Origin of the sequence: Streptomyces sp. NRRL F-5122 (assembly GCF_001507435.1) — a bacterium.
In the GTDB taxonomy this organism is placed as follows: Bacteria; Actinomycetota; Actinomycetes; order Streptomycetales; family Streptomycetaceae; genus Streptomyces; species Streptomyces lannensis.
Window position 1 is genome coordinate 148817 of the sequence record NZ_LMWH01000070.1, and the last position, 17546, is coordinate 166362.

Annotated in this window: 17 protein-coding genes; 8 read left to right on the top strand and 9 right to left on the bottom strand. The window is 67.2% G+C overall.

From position 1 onward, the window contains the following. Window positions 1-98 precede the first annotated feature (98 nt). The 5 genes from ADL25_RS10560 (at window position 99) to trxA (ending at window position 5004) form a co-directional block, all read left to right on the top strand. On the top strand, window positions 99-1817 hold the full coding sequence (locus tag ADL25_RS10560; protein ID WP_059127403.1) for a protein kinase family protein: 1719 nt from the start codon (window positions 99-101) through the stop codon (window positions 1815-1817). 28 nt (window positions 1818-1845) lie between these two features. Next, entirely contained in the window at window positions 1846-2553 is a 708-nt protein-coding gene (sigM, locus tag ADL25_RS10565; RefSeq protein WP_059127404.1) for an RNA polymerase sigma factor SigM, read from the top strand. Next, window positions 2550-3479 carry an anti-sigma factor family protein gene (locus ADL25_RS10570; RefSeq protein WP_059127405.1) on the top strand — a complete coding sequence of 310 codons (930 nt, stop codon included), beginning with the start codon at window positions 2550-2552 and terminating at the stop codon, window positions 3477-3479. Before sigM ends, ADL25_RS10570 begins: the two co-directional genes overlap by 4 nt. A 180-nt stretch (window positions 3480-3659) precedes the next feature. Next, window positions 3660-4631 carry a thioredoxin-disulfide reductase gene (gene trxB, locus ADL25_RS10575; protein ID WP_059127406.1) on the top strand — a complete coding sequence of 324 codons (972 nt, stop codon included), beginning with the start codon at window positions 3660-3662 and terminating at the stop codon, window positions 4629-4631. Between the two features lie 40 nt (window positions 4632-4671). After that, window positions 4672-5004 (top strand): thioredoxin, encoded by a 333-nt coding sequence (trxA, locus tag ADL25_RS10580; RefSeq protein ID WP_059127407.1) that lies wholly within the window; start codon window positions 4672-4674, stop codon window positions 5002-5004. Between the two features lie 118 nt (window positions 5005-5122). On the opposite strand, the gene ADL25_RS10585 is transcribed toward trxA, so the two are convergent. The 9 genes from ADL25_RS10585 to rpmH all read right to left on the bottom strand — a co-directional run bounded on the left by ADL25_RS10585 (window position 5123) and on the right by rpmH (window position 12164). Next, entirely contained in the window at window positions 5123-5740 is a 618-nt protein-coding gene (locus ADL25_RS10585) for a GNAT family N-acetyltransferase (RefSeq protein ID WP_059127408.1), read from the bottom strand. A gap of 327 nt (window positions 5741-6067) precedes the next feature. Beyond that, complete coding sequence (locus tag ADL25_RS10590; protein WP_059127409.1) at window positions 6068-7171, bottom strand: ParB/RepB/Spo0J family partition protein; 1104 nt, start codon at window positions 7169-7171, stop codon at window positions 6068-6070. Then, complete coding sequence (locus ADL25_RS10595) at window positions 7168-8241, bottom strand: AAA family ATPase (RefSeq protein WP_079050291.1); 1074 nt, start codon at window positions 8239-8241, stop codon at window positions 7168-7170. Before ADL25_RS10595 ends, ADL25_RS10590 begins: the two co-directional genes overlap by 4 nt. A gap of 335 nt (window positions 8242-8576) precedes the next feature. Then, complete coding sequence (gene rsmG, locus ADL25_RS10600) at window positions 8577-9293, bottom strand: 16S rRNA (guanine(527)-N(7))-methyltransferase RsmG (RefSeq protein ID WP_059127411.1); 717 nt, start codon at window positions 9291-9293, stop codon at window positions 8577-8579. Window positions 9294-9453: 160 nt separating this feature from the next. Continuing rightward, window positions 9454-9966, bottom strand: coding sequence for a protein jag (locus tag ADL25_RS10605; protein WP_059127412.1), 513 nt, complete (start codon window positions 9964-9966; stop codon window positions 9454-9456). A gap of 15 nt (window positions 9967-9981) precedes the next feature. Then, a complete protein-coding gene (yidC, locus tag ADL25_RS10610) occupies window positions 9982-11274 on the bottom strand; it encodes a membrane protein insertase YidC (RefSeq protein ID WP_059127413.1) in 1293 nt (430 codons plus the stop codon). 3 nt (window positions 11275-11277) lie between these two features. Then, window positions 11278-11634 (bottom strand): membrane protein insertion efficiency factor YidD, encoded by a 357-nt coding sequence (gene yidD, locus ADL25_RS10615; protein WP_059127414.1) that lies wholly within the window; start codon window positions 11632-11634, stop codon window positions 11278-11280. Next, complete coding sequence (gene rnpA, locus ADL25_RS45960; protein WP_079050287.1) at window positions 11631-12005, bottom strand: ribonuclease P protein component; 375 nt, start codon at window positions 12003-12005, stop codon at window positions 11631-11633. The genes yidD and rnpA overlap by 4 nt, the downstream gene beginning before the upstream one ends. 21 nt (window positions 12006-12026) lie before the next feature. Continuing rightward, a complete protein-coding gene (gene rpmH, locus ADL25_RS10620) occupies window positions 12027-12164 on the bottom strand; it encodes a 50S ribosomal protein L34 (RefSeq protein ID WP_003956500.1) in 138 nt (45 codons plus the stop codon). Between the two features lie 399 nt (window positions 12165-12563). On the opposite strand from rpmH, the gene dnaA reads away from it, so the two are divergent. From dnaA to ADL25_RS10635, 3 genes are all read left to right on the top strand, one after another. After that, window positions 12564-14420, top strand: coding sequence for a chromosomal replication initiator protein DnaA (dnaA, locus tag ADL25_RS10625; RefSeq protein ID WP_059127415.1), 1857 nt, complete (start codon window positions 12564-12566; stop codon window positions 14418-14420). A gap of 1137 nt (window positions 14421-15557) precedes the next feature. Then, window positions 15558-16688: a DNA polymerase III subunit beta gene (dnaN, locus tag ADL25_RS10630; RefSeq protein ID WP_059127416.1), complete on the top strand. Its 1131-nt coding sequence runs from the start codon at window positions 15558-15560 to the stop codon at window positions 16686-16688. A 192-nt stretch (window positions 16689-16880) separates the two neighbouring features. Further along, window positions 16881-17546 (top strand): NADP-dependent phosphogluconate dehydrogenase (locus ADL25_RS10635; RefSeq protein WP_059127417.1); only part of this gene is annotated, 666 nt, incomplete at its 3' end.

Sequence of the window (17546 nt, forward strand, 5' to 3'; positions counted from 1 at the left end):
CATCACCCGTCGCCGTGTGTCGTGCATAGCGACGGACTGTGGGCACAATTGGTTTCTGCGTCTGACAGCGCGCAACGGATGGGGAGGCAGGAACGACCGTGGCGGAACGGAGCACGGCTGCCGTCGACGTGGCAGACAACAGCGGTGACGAGCCGCTGACCGCCAAGGCGGGCCAGTCCACGTCCGACGGGCCGACCCAGGACCGGGAGCGGGACACGGACGGCGGCGAAGCGGAGGGGAACGGTGTGACCGACCGTCCCGCGAAGGCATCGCCGCCCGACTTGCACAGCGGTCATAAGCTCGCCGGACGCTATCGCCTCGAGGAGTGCGTCACCCGTCTGGACGGATTCAGCAGTTGGCGTGCGGTGGACGAGAAACTCCGCAGGGCCGTCGGCGTACACATCCTTCCCGCGGACCATGCACGGGCTCGTTCCGTGCTGGCCGCGGCGCGCTCCTCGGCATTGCTCGGCGACCCGCGCTTCGTACAGGTGCTGGACGCCGTCGAGGAGAACGACGTCGTCTATGTCGTGCACGAGTGGCTGCCCGATGCCACCGAGCTGACGACACTGCTCGCCGCGGGACCGCTGGAGGCGCACGACGCGTACCACATGGTCACCCAGGTCTCCCAGGCGATGGCCGCCGCTCATCGCGAAGGCCTGTCCCATCTGCGGTTGAACCCGGGCACCGTGCTGCGCACCTCCTCGGGTCAGTGGCGGATCCGGGGTCTCGCCGTGAACGCCGCACTGCGCGGCATCGGCTCGGACACCCCCCAGCGCACGGACACCGAGGCCATCGGCGCACTCCTCTACGCAGCGCTCACCCAGCGCTGGCCGTACGACGACGACGCCTACGGTCTGTCCGGGCTGCCCAAGGGCGTGGGCCTCATCGCGCCCGACCAGGTCCGTGCCGGCGTCCACCGAGGTCTGTCCGAACTCTCCATGCGGGCACTGGCCAACAACGGCGCCACGGCGTCCCGTCACGAGACCCCTTGCACCACGCCCGAGGAACTGGTGAAGGCGGTCGGGGAGATGCCCCGCGTCCGCCCGCCGGAGCCCACGTTCACGGCCCCGCCCGAGTACCAGCGCACGACGTACCAGCAGGGCACCTACGGGCGCCCCTCGGCCCGTCCTGGCGTCTCCCAGCCCGTGGCCGCGCCGCCGCCCCCGCTGCAGACCCCGACCGGCAAGGCGCTCAAGTGGGTCGTCTCCGCCCTGCTGATCGTTGCGCTGGGGCTCGGCAGCTGGCAGCTGGCGGACGCGCTGATGGACCGGGGGGAGAAGTCCAACGACACGCACCAGACGCAGACGACCGACGGCAACGACAAGAACGGCGACAAGCCGAAGCCTGTTGCGCCCATAAAGATCCAGGGCGCACAGGAGTATGTCGCCAAGGGTGACGCCCAGGCACCCGGAGATGTCGCAAAGACCTATGACGGCGACAGCTCCACCTACTGGCGGACCAAGCGCTACAACGAGGGCCCGCCGCTGGCGCCCTACAAGCCGGGCGTCGGCATCGTCTACGACCTCGGCTCGGCCCAGGAGCTCACCTCCGCGTCGATAGGTCTCCGGTACACGGGCGACCACACGACGGTCCATCTCTACGCCACGGACTCACTGACGCCCTCGACCGGAGTCGACGGGATGAAGGAGATCGGAACCGCCACGACGAGCGGGGACTCTCTGACGGTGAAGACGAAGAAGGCGGTGAAGAGTCAGTACGTGCTGCTGTGGATCACGGATGTGCCGCAGGCGCCCGGTGACGGTTACAGCAGTGCCGGCTACAAGCAGGCCATCACCGACGTGAAGTTCACGGGCTGAGCGTCACGCTGAGGGGGGAGGGGGTCCGATGGCTCATGAGGCCGGATACGGCGATACCAGCGATCAGGACCTTCTCGCCCGTCATGTCGAGGGCGATCCCGATGCCTTCGGCGAGCTTGTGCGGCGCCACCGCGATCGGCTCTGGGCCGTGGCGCTGAGAACGCTGGGAGACCGCGAAGAGGCCGCTGACGCCGTCCAGGACGCCCTCGTCTCGGCTTACCGCGCCGCCCACACCTTTCGCGGCCAGTCGGCCGTCACGACCTGGCTGCACCGAATCACCGTGAACGCCTGCCTGGACCGTGCCCGGAAGGCGGCCTCCAGGAAGACCTCACCGGTCGACGACACGGAGCGGCTGGAGCAGTTGCTGGAGCCGCACGAGTCGGCCTCCGCACCGGCCGAGCGCAACGACGTCCACCGTCAGCTGGTGGAGGCGCTGGGCACCCTGCCGGCCGACCAACGGGCCGCTCTCGTCCTGGTGGACATGCAGGGTTACCCGGTCGCGGAGGCCGCCCGCATTCTCGACGTGCCGACCGGGACGGTGAAGAGTCGCTGTGCCAGAGGCAGAGCCAGACTCCTGCCGCTCCTGACCCATCTGCGTACAGAAGGCCGGGACGACCGAAACTCGGGCGACGGACGGAACCGGACGCAGGGGACGTCCGTCCCACCCGCAGCGGGACCACAGGATTCAGGGCCAAGCGATTCAGCTGCTGTGAAGGGCGGAGGTGGGCGAGCGTGACATCCACGACCGACGCAGCCGGGCATCCGGACGTCGAGGAACTCTCCGACCTCAGCGAAGGTCTTCTTCCGCCTTCCCGTACCGGAGAGGTACGACGGCACCTGGAAGGCTGTGCTCTCTGCTCCGACGTGTACGACTCCCTCGAGGAGATCAGGAGCATCCTGGGCGCGCCACCGGAGCCTTCGCTCATGCCTGACGATGTTGCGGAGCGGATCGACGCGGCCTTGGCCGCCCAGGCACTGCTGGACGCGACCACACCTGCCGCCATGGACACCCCGTCCGACGCTCCTGCCGCCGCACATGTTTCACGTGAAACATCGCCCTCTTCCGCGTCCGGCCGTCCCTCGGGACACGCTGCCGCAGCCACCGGACCGGGGCGCTCGCCGCGGAAGCGCCGAACCGGTCGCCGGACCGTCGCCCTCACAGCCGTTCTCACGGTCGGGGCACTGGGGCTGGGCACGTTCCTGGTGCAGACCCTGGGCAATGACTCGAGCAAGACTCCATCGACGGCCATCGGGGCGCAGACCGACGCCGCGCACACCTACTCCGAGGGCACCCTGCAGAACCAGGTGACGACGTTGCTCAGCGGAGAGGGAAGCGGAAGCGCCCGCCCCGAGAGCGCCAAGCCCTGGGGCATCGAGTCCGCGGACGGCAACACGGGGTCGTCGGGCATGGGCCACAACAAGACCTTCGGCGGTACCACCGTCACCGTGCCGAGCTGTATCGAGCAAGCCATCCGGACGAACCAGACCGTGCTTGCCGCCGACGAGGGTGTGTACCAGGGGAAGGTCGTCTTTCTCGTCCTCACTCCCGACGCCTCCGACAGCACTCGTGTCACCGCTTACATCGTCGATGCGACGTGTGTGAAGCAGGCCTCGGCCACCCCCGGCAAGGTGCTGCTGAACCAGTCCTACTCCCGCTCCTGAGACGTCCCCCGTACGAAGGTTCCCGCCTCGATACCCCTTTGGTATCCGTGTACGGTGACGGGTTTCCGTGTGCCCGGACACGGTGGGAATGCGGGCCCCTTAGGATCCGTTGGGTGGGGTGAGAGTCAAAGAGAGCCTCCACCGAGTAGCAGCCAGACTCCAGAGACGAGGAATCAAGCCGTGAGCGACGTCCGTAACGTGATCATCATCGGCTCCGGCCCCGCCGGCTACACGGCGGCGCTTTACACCGCGCGGGCCTCGCTGAAGCCGCTGGTGTTCGAGGGTGCCGTCACCGCGGGCGGTGCATTGATGAACACCACCGAGGTGGAGAACTTCCCCGGCTTCCAGGACGGCATCATGGGCCCTGAACTCATGGACAACATGCGAGCCCAGGCCGAGCGCTTCGGTGCCGAGCTCCTCCCGGACGACATCGTCTCGGTCGACCTCACCGGTGACATCAAGACGGTCACGGACACCGCCGGCACGGTCCACAGGGCAAAGGCCGTCATCGTCGCCACCGGCTCTCAGCACCGCAAGCTGGGCCTGCCCAACGAGGACATCCTCTCCGGCCGCGGTGTCTCCTGGTGTGCCACCTGTGACGGGTTCTTCTTCAAGGACCAGGACATCGCCGTGATCGGCGGTGGAGACACCGCGATGGAGGAGGCCACCTTCCTCTCCCGGTTCGCCAAGTCCGTGACGATCGTGCACCGCCGTGACACCCTGCGTGCCTCCAAGGCGATGCAGGACCGCGCCTTCGCCGACCCGAAGATCAAGTTCGTCTGGGACAGCGAGGTCGCGGAGATCAAGGGCGACCCGAAGCTGGAGAGCCTGACGCTGCGCAACCTGAAGAGCGGGGAGCTCACCGAGCTGCCTGTGACCGGTCTGTTCATCGCGATCGGCCACGACCCCCGCACCGAGCTCTTCAAGGGCCAGCTGAACCTGGACGAGGAGGGCTACCTCAAGGTGGACGCCCCCACGACCCGGACCAACCTCACCGGAGTCTTCGGCGCCGGCGACGTCGTCGACCACACATACCGCCAGGCGATCACCGCGGCCGGCACCGGTTGCTCCGCCGCCCTGGACGCCGAGCGCTTCCTCGCCGCTCTCGCAGACAGCGAGCAGCGGGCCGAGCCGGAGAAGACCACCGTCTGACCCCCTTCCCCCATCGCACCACCGAGTTAAGGAGCCCGCCGTGGCCGGCACCCTGAAGAATGTGACCGACGACTCCTTCGAGCAGGACGTCCTCAAGAGCGACAAGCCCGTCCTGGTGGACTTCTGGGCCGCCTGGTGCGGTCCGTGCCGCCAGATCGCGCCGTCCCTCGAGGCGATCGCCAGCGAGTACGGAGACAAGATCGAGATCGTCAAGCTCAACATCGACGAGAACCCGGCCACCGCAGCCAAGTACGGTGTCATGTCGATCCCGACCCTGAACGTGTACCAGGGTGGCGAGGTCGCCAAGACGATCGTCGGCGCCAAGCCGAAGGCCGCGATCGTCCGCGACCTCGAGGACTTCATCGCCGAGTAGGACCCGCGCCGCCGAACCGAAGCGGCGATGTTTCACGTGAAACACGAATGGGCCAGCCCTTGAGGGCTGGCCCATTCGTATAAAGGGGAGAGGGCTGCGTAGGCGCCCTCTCAGAAGCTCACAGTGGCCGCAGCGCGGGTTCCTTCTGTACGGCCCCCAGGAGGCGGTCCAGCGCCAGCTCGACGTCCTCCTTCCAGGAGAGCGTCGTGCGCAGCTCCAGCCTCAGCCGCGGGTACGTCGGGTGGGTGCGTACCGTCTTGAAGCCCACCGCAAGGAGATGCTCAGCGGGCAGAAGGCACGCGGGTTCCTTCCAGCGAGCGTCGCCGAACGCCTCGACCGCCTTGAATCCTCGCCGCAACAGATCCTTGGCGACGGTCTGAACCATCACCCGGCCAAGCCCTTGGCCCTGATACCCGGGCATGATGTAGGCGGTCATCAACTGCACCGCATCCGGGGACACCGGACTCGTGGGGAACGCCGTGGACCGAGGAACATACGCAGGGGGTGCGTACAGCACGAACCCCACCGGTACATCGTCCACATAGACCACCCGGCCACAGGATCCCCAGTCGAGCAGGACGGCCGAGATCCATGCTTCCTTCTCCAGCGAGGAGGTGCCGGACTTTACCGCTGCTTCGCCGCTGACGGGGTCGAGCTCCCAGAAGACACACGCCCGACAACGATGGGGAAGGTCCGGAAGGTTGTCCAGCGTGAGCGGTACGAGCCGACGCCCCATGAAGGCAGTTCCTCGCTTCCTTCGCCCGCAGTTCCACGGACGGCTGTCAGAGTGCTCCGCTCCCTGAGCATGCTGCCGACGAACCCGCCGACCGCTCCCAAGCCCAGGCCCGCAGTCACCAGTCCGGTACGGCTCATGGTTCGCAAGGCCTCCGCCTCCCCGATGAAGGTGCTCCCGGGTGGATGCGCCATACCCGAACGCATCGTATCCACGATGCGATTCCATCGATACCGCCTGAAAGCAAAGAGCGGGCCGTGTTCCGGTACACACCGGACACAGCCCGCTCTGATGGTCGACGGCACAGAACCCGTTGTGCCATCGGTCGACTCAGTCTTCCGGCTCCTCCGAGTTCTCATCCACCAGGCTCCGCTCAAAGACGGGTCCCTCACCCGGTGCAAGGGTGCCTAGGATCCGCTCCAGGTCATCCATCGAGGCAAACTCGACGGTGATCTTGCCCTTCTTCTGCCCGAGGTCGACCTTGACCCGGGTCTCGAAGCGATCCGAAAGCCGTGTCGCCAGATCACTCAGAGCCGGGGAGACCCGGCCGCCGGCGCGGGGTCCCTTGGAACGCGGAGCGCTCTGCGGCCGTGACCCCATCAGCGTGACGATCTCTTCGACGGCTCGCACGGACAGCCCCTCGGCCACAATCCGATGGGCCAGGCGGTCCTGCTCCTCCGAGTCCTCCACGGACAGCAGGGCTCGGGCATGTCCTGCCGACAGCACCCCCGCGGCGACCCTGCGCTGGACCGCCGGCGACAGCTTCAGCAGGCGCAGGGTGTTGGAGACCTGCGGGCGGGAACGACCGATGCGGTCCGCCAGCTGATCATGAGTGCAGTTGAAGTCCTTGAGGAGTTGGTCATAGGCGGCCGCCTCCTCCAGCGGGTTCAGCTGGGCCCGGTGCAGGTTCTCCAGAAGAGCGTCCAGGAGGAGCTTCTCGTCATCCGTGGCCCGCACGATCGCCGGGATGAACTCGAGACCGGCCTCACGGCAGGCCCGCCAACGGCGCTCACCCATGATGAGCTCATAGCGGGAGGGAGCGACCTGTCGCACCACGATCGGCTGGAGAAGGCCGACCTCCTTGATGGAGGTGATCAGTTCGGCGAGCGCATCCTCGTCGAACACTTCTCGGGGCTGCCGCGGGTTCGGCGTAATGGTGTCGAGGGGCAGCTCCGCGAAATGAGCACCGAGCGGCGGCGTGGTCGTCTCCGCTGCATTGCTCGCCGACGGCTCCTCGGTTTCATGTGAAACCGGCGCGAGGGTGGTCACCTTCGCGGCCGCCACCCCCCGCTCCGTGATCAACACGGGTGCCGCAGCGGGGGATCCGGACGTGCCGCTGCCCCCCGCACCCGAGGTCACCGTCTTTTCGCCCGTCGGGGCGGCAGGGATCAGCGCGCCTAGACCGCGACCCAACCCCCTCCGTCGCTCGCTCACTGGATCCCCTCCACCATGCTCTGTTCCGTCTGGGCGCCGAGGTGGGCCTGCTGCTCGTCGTAGTGGACGCCAACACCCTTCAGCGCGATTTCACGTGCCGCCTCAAGATACGAGAGAGCGCCACTCGACCCTGGATCGTAGGTCAGCACCGTCTGCCCATAACTCGGGGCCTCGGAGATTCGGACCGAGCGCGGAATGCTCGTCCTGAGCACCTCGTCGCCGAAGTGGGTCCGCACCTCTTCCGCCACCTGGGATGCCAGTCGCGTCCGCCCGTCGTACATGGTGAGCAGGATGGTCGACACATGCAAGGCGGGGTTGAGGTGCCCCCGCACCAGATCAACATTCCGCAGCAACTGCCCCAAGCCCTCCAGCGCGTAGTACTCGCACTGAATGGGGATGAGTACCTCCTGCCCCGCGACCAACGCGTTGACCGTCAGCAGACCGAGAGAGGGCGGGCAGTCGATGAGGACGTAGTCCAAGGGCTGCTCGTAGCTCTGGATGGCCCGTTCCAGCCGGCTCTCCCGCGCCACCAGGGACACCAACTCGATCTCCGCACCGGCGAGATCGATCGTGGCGGGGGCGCAGAAGAGACCTTCGACATCGGGGACAGGTTGGACGACCTCGGCGAGCGGTTTGCTCTCCACCAGCACGTCGTAAATGGAGGGGACTTCGGCGTGATGGTCGATCCCCAGCGCAGTGGAGGCATTGCCCTGAGGGTCAAGGTCGATCACCAGAACCCGGCCACCGTGCAGGGCGAGCGAGGCGGCAAGGTTGACGGTCGTCGTGGTCTTGCCCACCCCACCCTTCTGGTTGGCGACCACGATGACACGGGTCTGCTCGGGTCGCGGCAGCCCCTCGCCGGCGCGCCCCAATGCCTCCACCGCAAGTTGGGCAGCACGACCGATGGGAGTGTCGTCCATCGGGGGCGGTGTTTCACGTGAAACATCGTCCCCCATCGACTCGGTACGGGGACCGGGGACCGGATCGGTCATCGGTCCCGCGATGTTGGCGTCGGACCGCAAGGATTCACTCTCCTCGACTTCAGGCTCGCTATGAACAGAGCCTCCCATGCCTTCGGGGTCGTGAACCAGTGAGGTCTGGCCTTCTGTGGAGAAATCCACCTCTGTGGACAACTCTGAGCCCTCCACGGGGGACAAAACGCCGTGAGTGGACGGTTCACGTAGGGATCCGAGGGGCTTGCGTTCGCGGGGTTCGGCCGCAGCCCGGCCGCGACTGATGATGCCGTGGAGCAGTGAGCGACGTTTCACGTGAAACACGATGCACAGCAGCTCCGGCCAGGCCTTTGCGACACTCCGAGATGCATGGGTTTGGCAGCTTGTGTGGCGTACGACTGATCGTCGAGACGGGTCAGTCCGTCACTCCGACGACAGGATCGCTCAGGTTCTCACCGACGTCGACGAGTTCGGCCCGTCCGGGCCGCCTTCGCTCGTTTGGCCGCAAAGCGCACCCCTCCCGGACTCTCGCCGACCTCGACACGCACCACGGTCGAGAGCGGGTCTACGACTCCCTCACCCACATGCAGGATGGACGTCTCCACGGCACCCAGCTTGGTCAGAGCGGTAGCAGCACTCTTCAGCTCCTCCTCCGCGGTGTCGCCCTTGAGAGCGAGCATTTCGCCGTAAGGGCGCAGCAGAGGAATTCCCCAGGCCGCCAGGCGGTCCAGCGGCGCCACCGCGCGTGCGGTCACAACATGGACCGGAGGCAGCTTGCCCATGACCTCCTCGGCGCGACCGCGGACGACCGTCACATGGTCGAGGCCCAACAGTTCGACAACCTCGGTGAGAAAGTTCGTCCGCCGCAACAGGGGCTCAAGCAGCGTGATCTTCAGGTCCTCCCGCACGAGCGCAAGAGGGATACCCGGCAGTCCCGCGCCGGAGCCCACATCGCACACGCTGACTCCCTCGGGAACGACCTCGGAGAGCACCGCACAGTTCAGCAGGTGCCTCTCCCACAGCCGGGGCACTTCCCGCGGGCCGATCAGACCGCGCTGCACACCTGCCTCGGCGAGCAGCTCCGCATAGCGGACCGCGTCCGCGAAGCGATCGCCGAACACCTCGGGTGCCTGCTCGGGCGCAGGGGGAAGCTCTGCTGCCTCCGTCACGAGGACCGTCCTTCCGTACCGCATGAGCGCACTGAGCGCCGACCACCAGAACTATGAGGGACCACGAGCTGCCTTGTCCGCAGCTGTGAGGGACTACCAGGCTGACAAAGTTCGGCCCCGCCTGCTCAACAGACGGGGCCGAAGAAACGTCGAGATCGGATCAGGCGGGAAGCACAACGACGAAACGCTGCGGCTCTTCGCCCTCGGACTCGCTGCGCAGGCCCGCGGCCTTGACCGCGTCGTGCACCACCTTGCGCTCGAAGGGGGTCATCGGCTTGAGCTTCACCGGCTCACCGGTGTTCTTGACGTCGGCCGCAGCCTTGGCGCCGATCTCTGAGAGCTCGGCACGCTTCTGGGCGCGGTAGCCCGCGATGTCCAGCATCAGCCGGCTGCGATCGCCGGTCTCCCGGTGCACGGCCAGGCGCGTGAGCTCCTGGAGTGCCTCCAGCACCTCACCGTCACGGCCGACCAGCTTCTGCAGGTCACGGCCGCCCGTGTCGCTGATGATCGACACGGACGCCCGATCGGCCTCGACGTCCATGTCGATGTCGCCGTCGAGATCGGCGATGTCCAGCAGACCCTCGAGGTAGTCCGCCGCGATCTCGCCCTCCTGCTCCAGGTTGCTCAGGGTGTCTGCACCCTCGGCAGCGGCGGAGGTGGTGCCTTCCGTCACGGGATGGACTCCTTCTTACTTCTTGGACGGGGACTTGGGCCGCTGCGGACCCTTGCGCTGGCCGGACTGGGCCTTGCTGCGGGTGCCGCCGGTGCCGGACTTGGGCGTCGCCTTTCCGGTGCCACCCGTTTCCTGGGCGTCCTGCGGTGCATCGGACTTGCTCAGCGATGGTGCCGAGGACGACGACTCCTCGGAGTCACCTGCCGACTTGGCGCCGCCGGACTGTCGCTGCGACTTGGACTGCCGCTTGGGCTGCTGACGCCTGGGAGTGGCGGTGGTGGTGGGCGTGCCGTCCTCGACGGTGGCGACTGCCACTGCCTCGCTCGTCGCCACGGTGCCGTCGGCCTGCGCCGCCAGGCCGGCCTTGGTCAGGCCGTTGATGAACTTCCGCTCGAACTCGTTGCGGTCACGGCCCTTGGCGACGATCGCCTTCACGATGGTCTTCTCGCGCCGGTTGCGGGTCTTGCCGTGGTGCGTCACGTGCTTGTGCAGACGCTCCAGGTACGCGGCCTGCGCCTTGGAACCGGGGGTCGGGTTGTTGCGGATCACGTACATCTGCTGGCCCATGGTCCACACGTTGGTGGTCAGCCAGTAGACGAGGACACCGACCGGGAAGTTGATACCGAAGACGGCGAACATGACGGGGAAGACATACATCAGCATCTTCTGCTGCTGCATGAACGGCGTCTTCACCGTGGTGTCGACGTTCTTCGTCATCAGCTGGCGCTGCGTGTAGAACTGCGACGCCGACATCAGCACGATCATGATCGCGGTGACCACACGCACATCGGTCAGCGAGGCACCGAGGGCCGCGACCTTGTCGGCGCCGTCGGTGAACTTCGCGGCCAGCGGAGCACCGACGATGTGCGCCTTACGCGCGCTGGCGAGCAGCTGATCGTCGATGACACCGATCGTCTTGCCCGTCGCGATGCCGTTGAGTACGTGGTAGAGGGCGAAGAAGAACGGAGACTGCGCCAGGATCGGAAGGCACGAGGAGAGCGGGTTGGTACCCGACTCCTTGTACAGCTTCATCATCTCTTCGGACTGGCGCTGCTTGTCGTTCTTGTAGCGCTCCTGGATCTTCTTCATCTCGGGCTGCAGCGTCTGCATGGCCCGGGTCGCCTTGATCTGCTTCACGAACAGCGGGATCAGGCAGATACGGATCAGGATCACGAGGGACACGATGGACAGGCCCCAGGCCCAGCCCGTGTCGGGTCCGAAGATCTTCCCGTACACCGAGTGGAACTGGACGATGACCCAGGAGACAGGTGTCGTGATGAAACTGAAGAGGCTGGCAATCGTGTCCACTAATCATGCTCCTTGGGCATGGGACGAGGTCTCTGCGGCCGGGCTCGAAGGGATCATGTCCCCCTCGATGGCCGGTTCGGCGGCGGAGGGCCCGCCCTTGCGTGCACGCCAGGCGTCGCGCAGCATTTCGTGCCACCTAGGACGCTTGCGCGGTGGGACATGGTCCACACCACCCAGCGACCACGGGTTGCACCGCAGGATGCGCCAGGCGGTGAGTGCGGTTCCCTTGATCGCACCGTGCCGGTCTATGGCCGTGTAGCCGTAGTGGGAACACGACGGGTAGTACTTGCACACCGGACCGAGCAGCGGACTGATCGTCCACTGATAGATCTTGATCAGAGCCAGCAGCGGGTACTTCACCGCGCGCTCCCTCCTCCCAGCAGCCGTTGAAGAGCGGCATCCAGGTCTCGGGCCAGCTGTGCTTGGTCGGCGTCACCCGCACCGGGTAGCGCTCGTACGACTACCAGGCTACCGGTGGGCAACAGTGCTACTCGATCGCGCATCAGATGACGAAGTCTGCGCTTGACCTTGTTGCGTACGACCGCTCCGCCCACGGCCTTGCTCACGACGAAACCCGCACGCGTCGGGGGAGCGCTCTCCCCAGGCGCATGCGGGTCCGTTGCACCGCTGCGAAGGTGGACGACGAGAAGCGGGCGTCCGGCCCGGCGTCCTCGGCGTACCGCGGTCGCGAAGTCCTCGCGCCGCCTCAGCCGATGCTCGGTAGGCAGCACGACGTCATGACCTGTACGCGATCAGGCGGACAGGCGGGCGCGACCCTTGCTACGGCGGGACGCCAGGATGGCGCGGCCGGCACGGGTGCGCATACGCAGCCGGAAGCCGTGGGTCTTCGCGCGACGACGGTTGTTCGGCTGGAAGGTGCGCTTGCTCACTCGGGGGCTCCAGTAATGATTCGGTGGTTGGCGGGGTGTCGCCTGGCTGTCACCGTGCGCCCACGAGTAGCTCGCATTACGCCCGAGTGCACCGCTTCCCGATCACCGAATGTGCCCTGGTGGGGACACTGGTACGTGATCTGTGCCCATCGGAGGCAGGCGGCAGCAGCCATCGACAACTCGACCTGGTTACGGTACGCGCGGCTACGCCATCCGGTCAAACCAACGACCCGTAGGAGACACTTGTCCACAGGCTGGGGACAACAACTTGAACCGTACGGGCCGCCCTGACTACCGTGGCTGGACTCCGATTCGTTCCCTTATCCCTGCCCCACCCGATTTACATCCCGACCCGTCCCGCAACCACACGTTCGTGGGACCTGTGAGAGAGCGTGCCCTGTGGCTGACGTACCTGCCGATCTTGCCGCAGTGTGGCCGCGCGTACTCGAGCAGCTCCTCGGTGAGGGGCACGGACCGGGTGTCGAGGCGAAGGACGAGCACTGGATCAAGCGCTGCCAGCCGCTGGCACTGGTCGCGGACACCGCTCTGCTCGCCGTTCCCAACGAGTTCGCGAAGGGCGTCCTGGAAGGACGGCTCGCGCCCGTTGTCAGTGAAACGCTGAGCCGGGAGTGCGGCCGCCCGATCCGCATCGCGATCACCGTCGACGACTCCGTCGGCGAGCCCCCGCCTGCGCCCGCTCAGTCGCGCTACGAGGAGTCCGAACTCATCACGCCCCAGGCGGGCGACCCGTACGAGGGCCAGGGCGGCTACGAGGGATACGGCCGGCACCGTGCCGACGACCACCGCGGGGGTCGTTCCGACCGTCTTCCGGCCGGACCCGGCGACCAGCTGCCCGGCGCCCGCCCGGCCTACCCGAGCGAGTACCAGCGCCCGGAGCCCGGCGCGTGGCCGCGCCCGCCGCAGGACGACTACAGCTGGCAACAGCAGCGTCTCGGCTTTCCCGACCGCGACCCGTACGCGACGCCGGCACCGGACTACCACGGGCAGTCACTGCCCCGTTCGCCCTACGAACAGCAGCGCCAGGACTACGACGGCGCCCGGTCCGACTTCGAGCAGCAGCGCTCCGGCCGGCACGAGCGCCCCGAGCGGCCCTCCGCCGACGGCCATGTGCACCGGGGCGGCCCCGTCGGCCCCGGCCCCGCCACCGGCGCGCCCGGTCCGCTGGCCGCGCAGCCCGCGCCGGCGGCCGGTCCCGGCGAGCCCACCGCGCGCCTCAACCCGAAATACCTCTTCGACACCTTCGTCATCGGTGCCTCCAACCGTTTCGCGCACGCGGCGGCGGTCGCCGTCGCCGAGGCGCCCGCGAAGGCGTACAACCCCCTCTTCATCTACGGGGAGTCGGGGCTCGGCAAGACGCACCTGCTGCACGCGATCGGGCACTACGCGCGCAGCCTCTACCCGGGCACGCGCGTGCGTTACGTGAGCTCGGAGGAGTTCACCAACGAGTTCATCAACTCCATCCGCGACGGCAAGGCGGACGCGTTCCGCAAGCGCTACCGCGACATGGACATCCTTCTGGTCGACGACATCCAGTTCCTCGCACAGAAGGAGTCGACGCAGGAGGAGTTCTTCCACACCTTCAACACGCTCCACAACGCCAACAAGCAGATCGTGCTCTCCTCGGACCGGCCGCCCAAGCAGCTGATCACCCTTGAGGACCGGCTGCGCAACCGCTTCGAGTGGGGCCTGATCACGGACGTCCAGCCGCCCGAGCTGGAGACGCGCATCGCGATCCTTCGCAAGAAGGCGGTGCAGGAGCAGCTCAACGCCCCGCCGGAGGTACTGGAGTTCATCGCCTCCCGTATCTCCCGCAACATCCGGGAGCTGGAGGGCGCGCTGATCCGGGTGACGGCGTTCGCGTCGCTCAACCGCCAGCCCGTGGACCTCGGTCTGACGGAGATCGTCCTCAAGGATCTGATCCCCGGCGGCGAGGACACGGCCCCCGAGATCACCGCGACCGCGATCATGGCGGCCACCGCCGACTACTTCGGGCTGACGGTGGAGGACCTGTGCGGGACCTCGCGCGGCCGTGCCCTGGTCACCGCCCGGCAGATCGCGATGTACCTGTGCCGGGAGCTGACGGATCTCTCGCTGCCGAAGATCGGTGCGCAGTTCGGCGGCCGCGACCACACGACGGTCATGCACGCCGATCGCAAGATCCGCGCGCTGATGGCGGAGCGGCGCTCGATCTACAACCAGGTGACCGAGCTGACGAACCGCATCAAGAACGGCTGACGACCGCACACCTCGCCGAAGGCGCCCCGGGAACCTCTCCCGCGGGCGCCTTCCGCTGTCCGGCCACGCATGGAGCGTGAGGCGCCGCGGTTCCCGGCACGGCACACCCGGGCGCCTCCCTGCCGCTTCCCCCGATGCGTACGAGACGCCCTCGGGCAGTCGCACGTCCGGGCACAGAGGGGCCTCCTGCGCCTGTACCGCCGGACCGGGCTCGGCGGCATCGCTCCGCGTTCCCGTCCGTACGCCGGCGAAGTTCTCCGGCGTTCCCCGTCCGCGCGGCCAGGCCCCTCAGGGGGTGTTCCGGCCCGCCGCCGCGAGCGCGACCGTCCGGTTCCGGGTCGTGCACAGGACACGCTCTGTTCGAATATCTGCCGGGTTACGGCCACTCTCCACAGATCAGGCGACTTTCTTCCGTCCACATCCTGGGGACCGCGAAGTTGTCCAGACGGTGTCCACAGGCTGCCTTGGGGAACAGAGATCAGCGCAGCTCAACTGCCTGTGGATTGGTGGACAGTCGATCTCCACAGACTGTGGAGAAGACGAAGATCCACAGCTTGTGGGTGGAGTTGTCCACTGCCCACCCACAGCTTGAGGCCCGTTGTCCCCAGTGAACTCGGTCTTCTCCACATCCCTGTCCACTGTTCGGCAACGCGACGTGGCCTCTCACCGGCACGAGTGAAAGCCGTCACACCAAGGTGCTGGATTGGTCTGTGGGAAAGGTGGGTAAAGCTGGGGACGGCACTGGGGAGAAGTGCCCCGAGGCTGTGCACGGAGTGTGCAGAACTTTCCGTTCTCCACAGAGACCCTGGGTTGTCCACCGGTCCCGCCCACAGGGCCCGTGGACAAAATTTCGCCTCTGACCTGGGAAAACGACGTTATCCACGGTTTCCACAGGCCCTACTACTACTCCCAACTAGAGAGACCGGGAATTTCGCTTCGAAGTGGGTCCTGTGCACAACTCGCTGTCCGGCCTCCGGCTGCCCCGCATCACGACTTGACCCCGACAGGCGCCTACTGTCGGTGCGGTGCGTCAGACTGTTCCCCGGTGTCCTTCCCCTCCCAGGGGCCCCCGACACCGAGTCAGACGACGAAGGCCAGGCAGGGCGAGAACGCCGGCAACAGCAGGAGGCGGCTTAGGTGAAGATCCGGGTGGAACGCGACGTACTCGCGGAGGCAGTGGCCTGGGCGGCGCGCAGCCTTCCGGCCCGTCCGCCGGCGCCTGTCCTCGCCGGCCTGCTGCTGAAGGCCGAGGACGGCCAGCTGAGCCTGTCCAGCTTCGACTACGAGGTCTCGGCGCGTGTGTCCGTGGAGTCCGAGGTCGAGGAGGAGGGCACGGTCCTCGTCTCCGGCCGGCTCCTCGCCGACATCTCCCGGGCCCTGCCCAACCGTCCCGTGGAGATTTCCACAGACGGCGTACGGGCTACGGTCGTCTGCGGTTCCTCGCGATTCACACTCCACACACTGCCTGTGGAGGAGTACCCGGCACTGCCCCAGATGCCGAACGCGACGGGCACGGTCCCCGGCGAGGTCTTCGCATCGGCGGTCCAGCAGGTGGCCATCGCCGCAGGACGCGACGACACGCTTCCCGTCCTCACCGGTGTGCGCATCGAGATCGAGGGCGACACGGTCACGCTCGCCTCCACCGACCGCTACCGCTTCGCGGTCCGCGAGTTCCTGTGGAAGCCGGAGAACCCCGAGGCGTCCGCGGTCGCCCTGGTGCCCGCCAAGACCCTCCTGGACACCGCCAAGGCCCTGACCAGCGGCGACACCGTGACGCTCGCCCTGTCGGGCTCGGGCGCGGGCGAGGGTCTGATCGGTTTCGAGGGCGCCGGCCGCCGTACGACGACGCGCCTTCTCGAGGGCGACCTCCCGAAGTACCGGACGCTGTTCCCGACGGAGTTCAACTCGGTCGCCACCATCGAGACCGCCCCCTTCGTGGAGGCCGTCAAGCGCGTCGCCCTGGTCGCGGAGCGCAACACCCCGGTACGGCTCAGCTTCGAGCAGGGTGTGCTGATCCTGGAGGCCGGTTCGAGCGACGACGCACAGGCTGTGGAAAGGGTCGACGCCAACCTGGAGGGCGACGACATCTCGATCGCCTTCAACCCGACCTTCCTGCTGGACGGCCTGAGCGCGATCGACTCCCCGGTGGCCCAGCTCTCCTTCACGACGTCCACGAAGCCCGCGCTGCTGGGCGGCAAGCCCGCCATGGACGCCGAGGCGGACGACGCGTACAAGTACCTGATCATGCCGGTGCGGCTGAGCGGCTGAGCGCCGGCCGCCGTCCACAGGTTCCGGTGGTCCGGTGGATCGTCGGAACCTGTGGTCCATTGGACGAAGCCGCAGGTCGGGGCCCATGCGTGGGCATGGAGGGTCTGGAGATGTGCATGAGGCTCCGGGTTTAGGCTCGGACGCGGGTACGAAAGTGCCCTTCATGCCACATCGCAACCTAAGGAACAACTGATGGATCTCGGTCTCGTCGGCCTCGGCAAGATGGGCGGCAACATGCGCGAGCGGATCCGCCGCGCAGGCCACACCGTCCTCGGATACGACCGCAATCCGGACCTCGCCGACGTCCACAGCCTCGAGGAGCTTGTGAACAAGCTCGCGGGCCCGCGGGTGGTGTGGGTGATGGTCCCGGCCGGCGCCCCGACCCAGTCCACGATCGACGAGCTCGCCGAACTCCTCGAGCCCGGCGACGTCGTTGTGGACGGCGGCAACTCCCGCTGGACGGACGACGAGAAGCACGCCGCGCAGCTGGCGGCCAAGGGCATCGGTTTCGTGGACTGCGGTGTCTCCGGCGGCGTCTGGGGCCTGCAGAACGGCTATGCGCTGATGTACGGCGGTGACGCCGCGAACGTCGCCAAGGTCCAGCCGATATTCGACGCCCTCAAGCCCGAGGGCGAGTTCGGCGCGGTGCACGCGGGCAAGGTCGGTGCGGGCCACTTCGCGAAGATGGTCCACAACGGCATCGAGTACGCGATGATGCAGGCCTACGCCGAGGGCTGGGAACTGCTGGAGAAGGTCGACTCCGTGGAGAACGTCCGCGAGGTCTTCCGCTCCTGGCAGGAGGGCACCGTCATCCGCTCGTGGCTGCTCGACCTCGCGGTGAACGCGCTCGACGAGGAC